The 13,496-nt window shown below is 35.0% G+C and carries 13 protein-coding genes and 1 riboswitch; all 13 genes read left to right on the top strand.

All coding sequences use genetic code 11. The features are described from left to right. Positions 1-20: 20 nt before the first annotated feature. Entirely contained in the window at positions 21-362 is a 342-nt protein-coding gene (locus LO754_RS18740; RefSeq protein ID WP_231784999.1) for a hypothetical protein, read from the top strand. Between the two features lie 14 nt (positions 363-376). Next, on the top strand, positions 377-688 hold the full coding sequence (locus tag LO754_RS18735) for a thioredoxin family protein (RefSeq protein WP_024362698.1): 312 nt from the start codon (positions 377-379) through the stop codon (positions 686-688). A gap of 56 nt (positions 689-744) precedes the next feature. Further along, positions 745-849: riboswitch (SAM riboswitch) on the top strand. 84 nt (positions 850-933) lie between these two features. Continuing rightward, positions 934-1,962 (top strand): methionine ABC transporter ATP-binding protein, encoded by a 1,029-nt coding sequence (locus LO754_RS18730; protein ID WP_108031001.1) that lies wholly within the window; start codon positions 934-936, stop codon positions 1,960-1,962. After that, positions 1,952-2,620 carry a methionine ABC transporter permease gene (locus LO754_RS18725; protein ID WP_024362700.1) on the top strand — a complete coding sequence of 223 codons (669 nt, stop codon included), beginning with the start codon at positions 1,952-1,954 and terminating at the stop codon, positions 2,618-2,620. The genes LO754_RS18730 and LO754_RS18725 overlap by 11 nt, the downstream gene beginning before the upstream one ends. 67 nt (positions 2,621-2,687) lie before the next feature. After that, complete coding sequence (locus LO754_RS18720) at positions 2,688-3,551, top strand: MetQ/NlpA family ABC transporter substrate-binding protein (RefSeq protein ID WP_025220414.1); 864 nt, start codon at positions 2,688-2,690, stop codon at positions 3,549-3,551. A gap of 593 nt (positions 3,552-4,144) precedes the next feature. Next, positions 4,145-5,470 (top strand): nucleotide sugar dehydrogenase, encoded by a 1,326-nt coding sequence (locus LO754_RS18715; RefSeq protein WP_231784998.1) that lies wholly within the window; start codon positions 4,145-4,147, stop codon positions 5,468-5,470. 16 nt (positions 5,471-5,486) lie between these two features. Next, positions 5,487-6,125 (top strand): polysaccharide deacetylase family protein, encoded by a 639-nt coding sequence (locus LO754_RS18710; protein WP_231784997.1) that lies wholly within the window; start codon positions 5,487-5,489, stop codon positions 6,123-6,125. Positions 6,126-6,214: 89 nt separating this feature from the next. Continuing rightward, a complete protein-coding gene (locus tag LO754_RS18705) occupies positions 6,215-6,913 on the top strand; it encodes a polysaccharide deacetylase family protein (RefSeq protein WP_231784996.1) in 699 nt (232 codons plus the stop codon). Positions 6,914-6,918: 5 nt separating this feature from the next. Beyond that, positions 6,919-8,787 (top strand): glycosyltransferase family 2 protein, encoded by a 1,869-nt coding sequence (locus tag LO754_RS18700; protein ID WP_231784995.1) that lies wholly within the window; start codon positions 6,919-6,921, stop codon positions 8,785-8,787. Next, positions 8,784-10,535 (top strand): polysaccharide deacetylase family protein, encoded by a 1,752-nt coding sequence (locus tag LO754_RS18695; RefSeq protein ID WP_231784994.1) that lies wholly within the window; start codon positions 8,784-8,786, stop codon positions 10,533-10,535. The genes LO754_RS18700 and LO754_RS18695 overlap by 4 nt, the downstream gene beginning before the upstream one ends. 22 nt (positions 10,536-10,557) lie before the next feature. Continuing rightward, the gene (locus LO754_RS18690; RefSeq protein ID WP_229387517.1) at positions 10,558-11,604 is read left to right on the top strand and encodes a glycosyl hydrolase family 18 protein; all 1,047 of its coding nucleotides are present in this window, start codon (positions 10,558-10,560) and stop codon (positions 11,602-11,604) included. A gap of 313 nt (positions 11,605-11,917) precedes the next feature. Next, complete coding sequence (locus LO754_RS18685) at positions 11,918-12,802, top strand: response regulator (protein WP_025220410.1); 885 nt, start codon at positions 11,918-11,920, stop codon at positions 12,800-12,802. Beyond that, positions 12,799-13,482 carry a hypothetical protein gene (locus LO754_RS18680; protein ID WP_231784993.1) on the top strand — a complete coding sequence of 228 codons (684 nt, stop codon included), beginning with the start codon at positions 12,799-12,801 and terminating at the stop codon, positions 13,480-13,482. The genes LO754_RS18685 and LO754_RS18680 overlap by 4 nt, the downstream gene beginning before the upstream one ends. Positions 13,483-13,496: the final 14 nt, after the last annotated feature.

Genomic DNA, 13,496 nt, shown 5'->3' with positions numbered 1-13,496 from the left:
GTCTAAATGGGGGTGGCGTGATGTTCGAAGGCAAATGTTTAATCGTGGAAGGCCGTTCGGATAAGCTTCAAATTGAACCTATTCTTAGTGAAGATGTTACAATCCTTTGTACAAATGGTACAATTGGTGTGCATCAATTAGAAGAATTACTCGACCCATATGAGGGCTGTGAGCTCTATACATTTTTTGATGCGGATACATCAGGCGATAAACTACGTGCATTAATGGATAGACATTATCCAGAGGACGAGCATTTACGGACAATGCCAACATATAAAGAAGTAGAAACAACACCGAGGAAAGTGCTAGCGACGATTTTATTGCGTGCTCATTTTTCAATCCATAATGAATATATTTTGTAAGGTTGCGTGAAATCATGGAAGAATGGTCAAAAGAGCAGTGGGAAACGGCTGTACAGTCTGGAGACAAAACTGCCTTTTATTTATATACACCGATGTGCGGAACTTGTGCCGTTGCATCTAAAATGATGAATATCATTGAACAGTTACTGCCAGAGGTAAAAATAGGCAAGGCAAATATCAATTTTTTAGAACAAATAGCTTTTGATTTTCAAATTGAAAGTGTACCTTGTTTACTTGTTAGCGATGGAGGAGAGGTTATTGAAAAGATTTATGCCTTTCAATCCGTACCATTTTTATACGAATTGTTAAAAAAACCAATTGACTGAACTTTGCTAGCGTGGTAAAGTAACAAATATATTAAAAAACTATTAAATATATCGAACTCTTATAAAGAGCGGCGGAGGGACGTGCCCTATGAAGCCCGGCAACCATCACATTTGTGAAAAGGTGCCAAATCACCCAAAGATTTATCTTTGAAAGATGAGAGAACGGTTTAGCGTATAAAAGTACGTGACCCCTTCTACTTGTCTTGAGAGAAGGGGTTTTCTATATGAGAAAAGGAGTATTCGCTATGATACAGCTTCAAAATATTACGAAGAAATACAAAACCGCAAATGGCGAATTGACTGCTGTCAAAGATGTAAATCTTTCGATTAACAAAGGTGAAATTTTTGGCATTATCGGCTACAGTGGTGCTGGTAAAAGTACGATGATTCGTTTATTAAACGGTTTAGAAAAACCTACTACAGGTACAGTGAAGGTCAATAATCAAGAATTTTCATCTATTAAGGGGCAAAAGCTCCGTGATGCTAGACAAAAGGTAAGTATGATTTTCCAACATTTTAACTTACTTTGGTCCCGAACAGTGGCAGAAAACATTGCTTTTCCACTAGAAATAGCAGGCGTTTCTAAGCGTGAGCGAGAAGCACGCGTGAAAGAACTAATTGCACTCGTTGGCTTAGAAGGTCGCGATAAAGCGTATCCTTCACAGCTATCAGGTGGTCAAAAGCAACGGGTTGGTATAGCGCGAGCCCTTGCCAATAATCCAGAAGTTTTGTTATGTGACGAAGCTACATCTGCACTTGATCCAGAAACTACAGATGCAATTCTCGATTTACTAGTTGATATTAATGAACGATTAGGCTTAACCATTGTGTTAATTACGCATGAAATGCATGTTATTCGCAAAATTTGTCATCGTGTGGCGGTGATGGAAGCTGGAGAAATTGTAGAGCGCGGTGAAGTATTGCAAGTGTTCCAAGCACCTCAAGCGGCAATTACAAAAAAATTCGTCTCACAAATTACTGATACGAAGGAAACGCAGGAGACTGTTGCACAGCTTAGAGCGAATTATCCTACAGGGCAATTGGTCAAGCTCGTCTTTGTAGGAGAAAAAACAGAGCAGCCCGTAATATCGCATTTAGTGAAGCAGTTTGATGTAGAAATTAGTATTGTTCATGGTAACATCTCACAAACTAAAAACGGCGCATACGGCACACTTGTTGTGCAAATTGATGGCTCAGAGACAAATGTAGCAGCTGCATTAAATTATTTGAATACAGTTGAAGTACAAACGGAGGTGATTGCAGATGCTAACTAATCTCTTTCCGAATGTCGACTGGGAAAAAATGTGGTCTGCCACATATGAAACACTTTATATGACCACTATCTCAACGGTCATCACGTTCATACTTGGTTTAGCCATTGGTATTATCCTCTTTTTAACGAGCCCGAACCAACTATGGGCAAATAAAATCGTAAACTTTTTAACGGGGTCAATCGTCAATATATTCCGTTCGATACCATTTATCGTGTTAATTATTTTACTAATACCGTTTACAAAGTTTTTACTTGGAACAATCCGTGGAGCAGATGCAGCTTTACCAGCACTTATTATCGGTGCAGCACCATTCTATGCACGAATGGTATTAATTGCACTACGAGAAATTGATAAGGGCGTTATAGAAGCAGCGCGCTCAATGGGTGCTAAAACGTCCACGATTATATGGAAAGTACTAATTCCAGAATCATTACCAGCACTTATTTCTGGGATTACGGTAACGGCTGTTGCCCTTGTTGGCTATACAGCAATGGCTGGTATTATTGGTGCTGGCGGTCTAGGAAACTTAGCCTTTTTAGATGGCTTCCAACGTAATCGCCAAGATGTGACATTAATGGCAACTATTTTGATCTTAGTAGTCGTATTTATTATCCAATGGATTGGCGATATGATTACTTCGAAAACAGACAAACGTTAAAAAGGTTATACCGGTTATTTACCGCTAACATATTATTGTTTGAACAAAATAAAGGGAGTGTAGACAAATGAAGAAGTTATTAGCAGGATTATTTTTATCAGTACTTGTACTAGCTTTAGCAGCTTGTGGTGCTGGTAACAAAGATGAAGCAGGTTCAACAACTGGAGATAAGGCAGACGACAGTGCAAAAACTGAAGAAAAAGTAACATTAAAAATAGGTGCTTCTAACACACCTCACGCAGTTATTTTAGAAAAAGCAAAACCGATTTTAGCTAAAGAAGGCATTGACTTAGAAATCGAAACATACCAAGATTATGTATTACCAAACCAAGATTTAGATTCTGGAACAATTGATGCAAACTATTTCCAACATATCCCTTATTTAAATTTACAAATTAAAGATAATGGCTATGATTTTGTAAATGCTGGCGGTGTACACATCGAGCCAATCGGTATTTACTCTAAAAAATATAAATCTCTTGAAGACCTTCCTAAAGGTGCAACAATCTTATTATCTAATTCTGTTTCAGACCATGGTCGTATGCTGTCATTATTAGAAGCAAAAGGCTTAATTAAATTAAAAGATGGTATCGATAAAACTGCAGCTGAAATTAAAGATATTGTAGATAATCCGAAAGACTTTAAATTTGATGCGAATACTGCACCAGAACTACTTGTTCAAATGTTTGAAAACGAAGAAGGCGACGCAGTCCTTATCAACTCAAACTACGCAATCGATAATGGCTTAAACCCAATCAAAGATGCGATTGCTTTAGAAGATAAAGAATCTCCATATGTCAATATTATTGCAGTACGTGCTGGAGATGAAAATAAACCAGAAATTAAAAAATTATTAGAAGTATTAACTTCTAAAGAAATCCAAGACTTCATTCTGGATGAATGGAAAGGCGCAGTAGTACCAGTTAAATAATATGAACTTTTAAAAAGAGTATGTAAGTGAAAACTTACATACTCTTTTTTTATGTAAGGAAAATATCCGTCGTTCAAGGCAATGTCCAATCCGTCTTTTACGAACATATTTGTGTAAATAACAATAGTAAGAAAGTATTTATTATATTAAATGTGAATTATTAACATTGTTCAGTGTTACAATGTGACTTTTATTAATACAGTTAAAAAGAGGTGCGTGAAAAAGTGAACAATTAGGAAAAGGCCATTTTATTTTAAGCAATCGGAGTGTGACGATATTTTTTCTTTTTTTGAAATAATGCCATCTTTGCATCTAGTTAATTATATTTAGAAAAATAGTGCATGTATTAATTTACCAAAAATGATATAATACTAAAGGATTATATGAAGGTTTTTGGTGAAATCAACTTATTTAAAATAGTTATATATACATTCAATTAAAAATTGTTTAGAATTTGTTTAGTTGAAATTAGTACTATAGGTATGTTGGAAATGTGTACTTATTTTGTGGTGACAAGAGAATAAATTCCTTTTGCACAAAAAAGGATTTATTTGTATTTAATGTTTAAAATTAGGTAAAGGGGTAATTTGTTTATGGGGATTAAAATTGACTCACCAAAGTTAGCTTTATCGAAAAAAATCAAAACGAAACAGGCAAAAATTGGTGTAATCGGACTTGGCTATGTAGGATTACCACTCGCTATAGAAATGGTCAAAAAAGGGTTTCAAGTAATTGGTATTGATAAAAATAACGAAAAAATAGCTAAGCTAACGAATGGAGAAAGTTATATTGCTGATTTATCGGATGCTGTTATCCAAGAGGTCTTAAAAGAAGAGAAGTTGGAAACGACTGCGGATTTTTCAAAGCTTGCAAGTGTAGATGTCATGATTATTTGTGTACCAACTCCAACATCAGCAGATGGTACACCGAATATTTCTTACATTGAAGATGCGTCCAAATCAATCGCACAATATATTTCTGCCAATACACTAGTGATTCTTGAAAGTACGACGTACCCTGGAACGACTGAAGAAATCGTTCAACCAATTTTAGAAAAAAGTAATTATGTGATTGGGCAGGATATCTTTTTAACTTATTCCCCTGAACGTGTTGATCCTGGAAATATTAATTTTACCGTTTCAAATACACCGAAAGTAGTCGGTGGTGTGACAGAAGCATGTTTAGAAATAGCAAAACTATTTTATGAAACGATCATCAATACAAATGTTTTTCCTGTTTCTAACCCAAGGGTTGCAGAGATGGAGAAGTTACTGGAAAATACCTTTCGCCAAATCAATATCGCACTTGTTAATGAGCTGAGCAAAATATGCTACAAAATGAATGTAGATATTTGGGAAGTAATCGAAGCTGCTTCGACAAAACCATATGGATTTATGCCGTTTACACCTGGTCCAGGGGTAGGGGGGCATTGTATCCCTGTTGACCCTAAATATTTATTATGGGCAGGACAGCAACATGGTATTACGGCTTCATTAATTGAGGCGGCAGATAAAATTAATGATTCCATGCCGAGTTTTGTGGTTGAAAGACTGGAAAATTATCTTATTGACCAGAAGAAAGAGCTACGAGCTAGAAAGATTGTTGTTATTGGTGTCACGTATAAGCCAAATATTAATGATTTCCGTGAATCTCCTGCACTTCACGTCATCCAAGAATTATTGGAGAAGCAATATGATGTTATGGTTGTGGACCCATTTATCGAAACTTTTTCAGTCAACCAATACACACTTAATACTGTTGCATTATCAAAACAATTAATCGAAGAAGCAGAAGCTGTATTAATTTTAACGAATCATGCAGAAATTGATTATGGATTGATCGATCAATATGCTGCACTAATTTTTGATACACGGAATACCCATTTTTTATTTGCCAATAAAAATTATCATAAATTGTAAGGAGAACTGTGTGGAAATGAAAAGACTAAAATTATGTAGTTTACTAGTCGCTTTGTTCATAGCAGGATGTCAATCCGAAACACAAAGTCAAGTTGCACCAGTAGATTCGTCGATTGAAATAAAAGAACATGATGGAACGATGAGCGATATTTTACATCATGCCAATATTCTTACCCCAAAAGTGGCTTTGACTTTTAATGGACTTGCAGATAATGAGACAATGCAAAAGCTTTTAAAGGTATTAGATCAAACGAACATCAAGGCAACGTTTTTTATTGAAGGTATGCGTCTAGCACAAGAACCTGAATTGGTTAAGAACATATTGAGCAAAGGCCATGAAGTAGAAAACGGTACATTAACGTTCCCTGATATGGCAGATATAGATTATGAAGAGACTTATAAAGAAATATATTTAACAAATCAAATTTTTGAAGAGCAATTAGGTTATACACCGAAGTATGTGAGAAGTCGTTCAGGGGACGCAACAGACAATATGCGTTATGCTACAAATGCTCTTAATATGAAAGCTGTTGTAGAGGCATCTGTTAATCCGAAAGATCGTAATATGCAAAGTGCAGAGGAAATGATGACGTATATTCGAAAGTATGTAGATAGTGGTTCAGTCATCCATTTAAATACGTATATTAATCCGTAGTCATTGATGTTGTCCCGTTACTTGCACAGTTTGGCAAAGAAAAAGGCTTTACATTTTCTACGTTAACGGACGTATTTGAAAACGAATATTTGGTTAAATCATTAGAGGAAATTAAAGGCTACGATGCGATAAAAATAAATCCAGCATACGAAAATGTCCAACCGCATGTCTATTATCGGAAAAATACAACAAAAAAAGAAATTGCTTTATCCTTTGATGACTGGGCAAGTGAGGAACGAACGAAGGAAATTTTAGATGTTTTGGATAAGTACAATATTCAATGTACATTTTTCTTAATCGGGAAGGGTGTTGAAAAAAACCCTCAATTAGCACGATTAATTGTAGATCGAGGACACGAAGTAGCGAGTCATTCTTATAATCATGTCGATGTAACAACGATGACACCAGAGGAGTTACAAGAAGATGTATTGAAGGCACACCAAGCACTCACGTATGCCTTACAAGAATCACCGTTATTGTATTTTAGACCAAATCAAGGTGTTATTAATGAGGAGTCTGCTAAAATTATTGCCGCTACTGGCGTTCAAACAATTGCCATGTACGATATTGCATCATTTGATTGGAACTTAGATTATACGGCACAAGATATTTATGATCGGGTTATGACTAGGGCAGCTCCAGGAAAGGTAGTGGTGATGCATATTTTAGACGGTACAAAAACAGTCGAAGCACTGCCATTAATTATTGAACAACTTCAAAAGCAAGGCTATAGTTTTGCAAAAATGTCGACTTGGATTGAAGAAGATTCAAATAAGAAAGTGAATTGATAATCATGAAAACGAAAAAAGAGATTTTAACAATGCCGCGCTCTGATCGACGTATCTTATCCAATATTCCTGACCCTGAAAATGTACGGAGCCTCATTAATCGTCGAGGGGCTTCGTACCAAACAGAAGGGGATATTGACCCTACAAATGTAAATGAAATTTATCGTTTACAGTTATTAAGTTTGCGTTATGAAACTGCATTTGAAGTGAACATTAAAAGAGCTAGACAAAAAAATCCTTATCAATATTATGCTGAAGATATTTCGGTGACAGGTATCCTTGTTTATACGGATAGTGCAAATAGATTATTAGCTGATGAAATTGTTACGATGCAGTTCACAATACCTGATGGAGCGATGCCTGAGGGTTATGAATCAAAAGTAAAGTTAAAAGCTAAAGTAGTCCGTCAATTTACAAAAGAGATAGATGGAAAAACGAGATACTACTATGCGTTTGAATTTTTAAATCCTTTAAATGAGTATTTAACGAAAAAACGTTGGGGACTTTCAATTTTTGTAGCGAGTTTATTTTTATTTATTGTTTCACTTATCGTTGTATTAATGCGTGCTGAAAGTGTCATCTATTTTAAGTTTAATAAGTTCTTATATTTATATAGTATAATCGCAGCAACATTTCTTCTAAGTAGATATTTGTTTGGTATTTTCTATAAGAATGTGCCAATCAATCCTCAATATGAACCCGGTGTTTCTATTATTATTCCAGTATTTAATGAAGAACAATGGATTCATAGAACCATTTTAAGCTGTATAAATCAATATTACCCTGTGGATAAATTAGAAGTTATTGTCGTAGATGATTACTCTACAGATAGAACAGAGGAAGCCGCCAATAACATGATTGAGCTGATTCATAGGGAAGGTGGGCGTTTTAGAACAGAGGGACGTTTGAAATTTCATAAGCTACCTCAAAATGGGGGGAAGCGTGAAGCGTTAATAGCGGGAGTGCATTTGGCCAAACATGATTTAGTCGTTTTCGTCGATTCAGATAGCTTCTTAGAGCCTCACGCCATTCGAAATTTAGTACAACCTTTCCAAGATCCTAAAATGGGCGGTGTAGCAGGGAGAACAGAAGTAGAAAACAAGTTTACGAATGCTCTAACAAAACTACAAACGGTTCGATATTATATAGCCTTTCGTATAATGAAAGCGGCAGAGTCTTGGTTTGACACCGTAACATGCTTATCGGGGCCACTTGCATGCTATCGTAAAGAGCTTATATTAAAAAATGAAACAGCATGGTTAAATCAAAAGTTTTTAGGGCAACCGGCAACATTTGGTGATGATCGTAGTATGACAAACTATATTTTAAAGACGCATCGCACAGGCTATCAGGACAATGCAGTATGTTCTACGATTGTACCTTCAGATACAAAAGTCTTTTTGTCGCAACAAATGCGCTGGAAACGATCATGGTTACGAGAGTCGTTAAGAGCCTTTTTATTTATGTGGAAAAAAGAACCTTTTATGTTTTTGTTCTTTATCATTGGTTTAATTGTACCAATCGCAGCACCAATTGTCGTAGTTTATAATTTAATCTATGTGCCTATTATGCATGGGATATTTCCAACAACATTTTTAATGGGTCTATTGTTAATGGCAATGCTGATGAGCTTGGCTCACCTATTCTTTAGACGAAGTAAGTTGTGGATGTTTGGCTTTATATTTGTCCTTTTCTACGAATTTATTTTACTTTGGCAAATGCCTGTGGCGTGGGTGACATTTTGGAAATCAACTTGGGGTACAAGAGAAACACCTCAAGATGTATTGGCAAGGGAAAAGAAATTGGAAAAACAAAAGATTCGGAAATCCCGATTTTCAATGCTGAAAATAAGAAAAATGGGTGAGAAGGAATGAGTGAAAAAAATGTTGTATTAAATCCAGCTAAAAAAAATCGCAGAAAATTACTTCGTTCTATTGCTCAATTCGTTATCGTTGTATTTTTAGCGGTGATATTAATACGTGTCGTGTTCTTAACAGAAAAAAAAGAAGAGGAAACTGTTCCTCTAATTAATAAAGATGGTTTTATTGCATTATCCTACTTTGGCGTAAGTAGAAATGATTCTCCAAAATACGTGTCCAGAAAGAACTTGGAAAAACAGTTGGAGTTACTTGAAGGGCAAGGTTACAAAACGATTACCCAGCAAGATATATTAGATTTTTATGAAAAGAAAAAACCTCTACCAGAGAAAGCGTTGTTTTTATCATTTGAAGATGGACGCACAGACTCAAGTATTTTCGCTCAAAACATTATGGAAGAGTTGAATTATAAAGCAACCATGTTTACGTATGCCAATAAGATGGATACGAGAGACAATAAATTTTTAAAACCTAAAGATTTATTACTGATGCAAAAAAGTGGGTTTTGGGAATTAGGTTCCAATGGATACCGTCTGACGTATATTAATATTTATAATGATCAAGGACAGTCATTAGGCATGATTGACGAGAATGATGTGCCAAATAAAACGACAATCGAATATTATAATCACTATTTAATGGACTTTATTCGCAATCAGTTTATGATTCCGAGTGAAACGCGGAAAGAAATGGAGACGCGAATTAAAAAGGATTATAAATTAATGCACGATATTTATGAAGAAAAGTTAGGTGAAGTGCCAAAGGCGTATGCCATTATGCATGCCAATGCACTTTACAATAATATGGACCCTTTAGTAGAGAGTATTAACGATACCGAAATTAAAAATACATTTCGTATGCATTTCAATTTAGAGCTAGGTGCCTATAATAACAAAGATGCAGATCTCTATAACTTAAGTCGATTACAAGTATCGCCATATTGGTCAACAAACCATGTGATGATGAAAATCCGCCAAGCGAGTAAACAAAATGTAGCATTTGAAGTAGGGGATGCGCAACAAGCAAAAAAATGGTCCATTATTAATGGAGCCGCAGAATTTAAAAATAATGAAATCATTATAACGTCTGCACCATCCAGTGAAGGGCGTATTATTTTAAAGGATGCCTTGCCTAATCAATATAATGTCAATTTTGCTTTTAAAGGAAATGTAGTAGGGCAGCAATCTCTATATTTGAACTATGATGAAAAAAGCAATAGCTATATTCGCATTGCATTAATAGACAATGAGATCGTTGTGTCAGAAAAATTGCCTGGAGCAAGTGTTGTTGAAAAGGAACGCTTGCAGTTAAATGATATTAAGTGGGATGAAGAACAATACGCATTTAATAAAGCAACTGTCTATAACTATCAAGATACACAAAAAGGTTCGAGAATTGATGAAGATGAATATCCACGAAATTTAACACAAAAAAGAGTATTTAATATCGCTGTGAATAAAGATAAAATAGAGATAAATGTCGACGATGTATTATCGAAGACAATAAAGGTAAATCCAGTTATTAATGGGACTCAATTAGGAATCGGAGCAATGTATAGTAAAAAAGATACGACACACGAACAGTATGCAGATGATATTTACGATACATTGATCGATGATCTATTAATAACAGATGGAAACAAGACGACACTCTTTTCAAATCAATATACGAATTTTGATAAAGTAAAGTATAAAACAACGACATTGTTTAATAACGTTGTAGACTTCTTTATTGAAACCTTCTAAACCGAGGGGAAGTTAGATTCACGTGAGAAAATTTATTTGGTTTATCTGTATGGCACTACTAATTATCACAGCATGTAGTAATAGCAAAGAAGTTCCGGTTGAAGCAAAGGAAGAGCTAAAAAATAAAAATAAGTTGCAATTATCTATTTGGTTGCCCGAATGGCAAAAAAAATCAGCAATAGAAGACGTGAAAAATTCACAGCAGGGTTTACAGGATATCCGTGTATTTGGCGCTTATTTCAATAGTAAAGATCAATTATTATTAACAGATAATGCGGTAGAGATGTTGCAACAAACACAGCAACAATTTCATGCCACACATTTTGTGATGCTTACGTTAATCAATGACTATGTTACAGATAACGCCCCATCAGTTCAGAAGGATAGTAAGTTATTACATCGCCTGCTCCAAGATACTTCAACGAGGCAAAAGCATATCGATAATATATTGCAAATTATTGAGCAATATCAGGTCAAGGGAATAGAAATTGATTATGAAAAGGTAGCGAAAGAGGATCTTCCGAAATATATACTTTTTTTAGAAGAGCTTTATCAACAGTTATCCAAAAAAAATATCACACTAAATGTTGTATTAGAACCGCGTTTTCCATTCGATATGAAATTGCCCGATGGCCCAAAGTATACTGTTATGGCGTACAATGTCCATGGTTATCATAGTGGACCTGGAGCAAAAGCAACATTCTCATTTTTAGATGACTTACTAAAAAAAATACAAAAGTCGAATCAAAACTTAGCCATTGCTTTTGCAACGGGTGGATTTAAATGGGCTGCACAAGGGAAAGCAGTTGCTTTAACAGAAATTGAGGCAGAGCAACTTCTCGCCAAAACGAAAGTAAAGAAACAACGAGATCAAGCAAGCGGAGCTGCCTACTTCACTTATTCTGATGACAATAATGTACGTCATGAGGTATGGTATGCGGATCAAGAGACACTTGAAAAATGGATTAGCTATGTCCAACAAAAAAGCTACCATGAGGTAGTATTATGGCGCGCTGGCGGTTTAAGTTCAGATACATTAAAGTGGATTGACAAGCAATCTATCAAATGAAGGAAGGATAGATAAGTCAATTAAACGTATTTTTTACTGTAGTTTGAAATAGCGAAAAGCTATATAATGATTAAATATGACAAGCCCCACCATTTAACTTTTTGTGGGCGAGCATCGAGCATCTTCCATATGGCATGTGCCATATGGAGGGGGCTTGTCTGACTCGCTTTCCTATAAAAGTTTATTTGGTGGGGTTTACCTTGTTTATCAATAATTATGTACGGTTAGTACAAGGTTTATTTTTGTTCCTATCGGGCACTAAACAAGTAAGGCTTTGAATTATTTCGAGGAGAGCTACAAGGAGGTAGGAATAATGAATGAAGTAATTTTCGCAAAAGATATAATGCTAGAACAAGATGTTAAAAAATATTTTGAAATTATGCTTGAAAGTGCTATTCGTTCACATATGACGATTACCACAATTTTTTTAAAGTGTGTACACAGTAGCTCTTCAGAAGTAAATCAAAGCAATGTAAATGCTCAAATTACTGATTTTTTAACGGAAAATATTCGGAAGACGGATTTACTCTTCCAATTGGCAGATGGAGAGCATTGGGGCATTATTTTTTTACAAAGTAGCGATGTTGAAGCGAATGCATTTTTAAAAAGAATCTTTTATTTACTAAAGAAAGATACAACGCTAGAAAGTCGCGTTGCCTTAAAAGCTTCTATAACAGAAATACGTAATAATCAGATTAACTTTGAAATACTAGTAGAAAAAAATAAAGCATTACTGGCTGATAGCAATCAACAGCAATGGTGGATTGAACAGATAGAGGATTATCGTTTACAATCCATTGAACTTGTAAAAGTGAGTATTATTGAACAAAATGCTATTTTTAGAAAAGTGTTAGAAACGACTTTAAATTCCATGGATATCGCTAATTTTACTTTTGATGTCACTGCATATGAAGATGGTTATAGTTTTTTACAATCTAATACTTATCAATCCGGGCATTTGCATTTAATTATTATGAATGATATTTTACCGCGCAATAATGGCTTAGAAATTTTACACAGCTTACGAACAATGCCGAACGAAAAGCGATTCCTCATTTACATGATGTCTGAACGTAACTCAGAGATCGCCGCACTCAATGCATATGAAGGTGGCGTAGATGAATTTATAGTTAAACCGTTTAACTTACGTTTATTAGAAGCAAAAATTAAACGAACTTTTGCGAGGTATTGGCAATGATAGACTTATCGCTTGATTTTCTTTTATCCGTAATAGCTATACTGTTCATCGTTCTGTGCGGCTTCATGATGTATATATTTTATCAACGTCAAAGTGAAGTGCGTTTTAAAAAATCGAGAGATATCTATTTAAAAGACTACTCACAGCTTTGGTATGAATATCTTTTTAATAATGAAATTTTTTCAGTGGTGCTTATACCACGTGGCAAGCCGCAAGTTCAGGCAATCGAAATGATTTTTTCATCCTATTTAAAGAACATTATGAATGATGATATGAGATGGAAAATGAAGAATTTTTCCAATCAGTATTTAAAGACATTTTATGAAAATGATTTAATGAATAAACGTTGGAGCATTCGCATGAACGCATTATATCGTATCGCCGATTTGCAGCTCGATGAATTGCTCGATGCTTGTAAAAAATTAGAGACAACGAAATACTCTAAGGAAGAGTTTTTTCAATTGCTTAAAATATATTCTTTATTTCAGCCAGAATTATTTATTCGAAAAATAAATAATGCAAATTACTCTGAAAGTGAATATAGAAGATTATTCGTTTTATTAGAGGAAGATATATTTATGCGATTTTTTGATGAGTTTACGAGCTGGTCAATGAGCATTCAATTTGCTGTAATCGATACGGCTGCGGTAAAAAAAATATGCAATATATTGAGAAATTAGAGCAATTATTAACG

It is taken from the genome of Lysinibacillus sp. GJ-1 (genome assembly GCF_021166035.1).
Lineage (GTDB): Bacteria > Bacillota > Bacilli > Bacillales_A > Planococcaceae > Lysinibacillus > Lysinibacillus sphaericus.
This window is presented reverse-complemented; position numbering and strand designations above follow the sequence as displayed.

Excerpts from the sequence above, each read along its gene's own strand:
- LO754_RS18740 (WP_231784999.1), top strand. The coding sequence starts at position 21 with ATGTTCGAAGGCAAATGTTTAATCGTGGAAGGCCGTTCGGATAAGCTT.
- LO754_RS18735 (WP_024362698.1), top strand. The coding sequence starts at position 377 with ATGGAAGAATGGTCAAAAGAGCAGTGGGAAACGGCTGTACAGTCTGGA.
- LO754_RS18730 (WP_108031001.1), top strand. The coding sequence starts at position 934 with ATGATACAGCTTCAAAATATTACGAAGAAATACAAAACCGCAAATGGC.
- LO754_RS18725 (WP_024362700.1), top strand. The coding sequence starts at position 1,952 with ATGCTAACTAATCTCTTTCCGAATGTCGACTGGGAAAAAATGTGGTCT.
- LO754_RS18720 (WP_025220414.1), top strand. The coding sequence starts at position 2,688 with ATGAAGAAGTTATTAGCAGGATTATTTTTATCAGTACTTGTACTAGCT.
- LO754_RS18715 (WP_231784998.1), top strand. The coding sequence starts at position 4,145 with ATGGGGATTAAAATTGACTCACCAAAGTTAGCTTTATCGAAAAAAATC.
- LO754_RS18710 (WP_231784997.1), top strand. The coding sequence starts at position 5,487 with ATGAAAAGACTAAAATTATGTAGTTTACTAGTCGCTTTGTTCATAGCA.
- LO754_RS18700 (WP_231784995.1), top strand. The coding sequence starts at position 6,919 with ATGAAAACGAAAAAAGAGATTTTAACAATGCCGCGCTCTGATCGACGT.
- LO754_RS18695 (WP_231784994.1), top strand. The coding sequence starts at position 8,784 with ATGAGTGAAAAAAATGTTGTATTAAATCCAGCTAAAAAAAATCGCAGA.
- LO754_RS18685 (WP_025220410.1), top strand. The coding sequence starts at position 11,918 with ATGAATGAAGTAATTTTCGCAAAAGATATAATGCTAGAACAAGATGTT.
- LO754_RS18680 (WP_231784993.1), top strand. The coding sequence starts at position 12,799 with ATGATAGACTTATCGCTTGATTTTCTTTTATCCGTAATAGCTATACTG.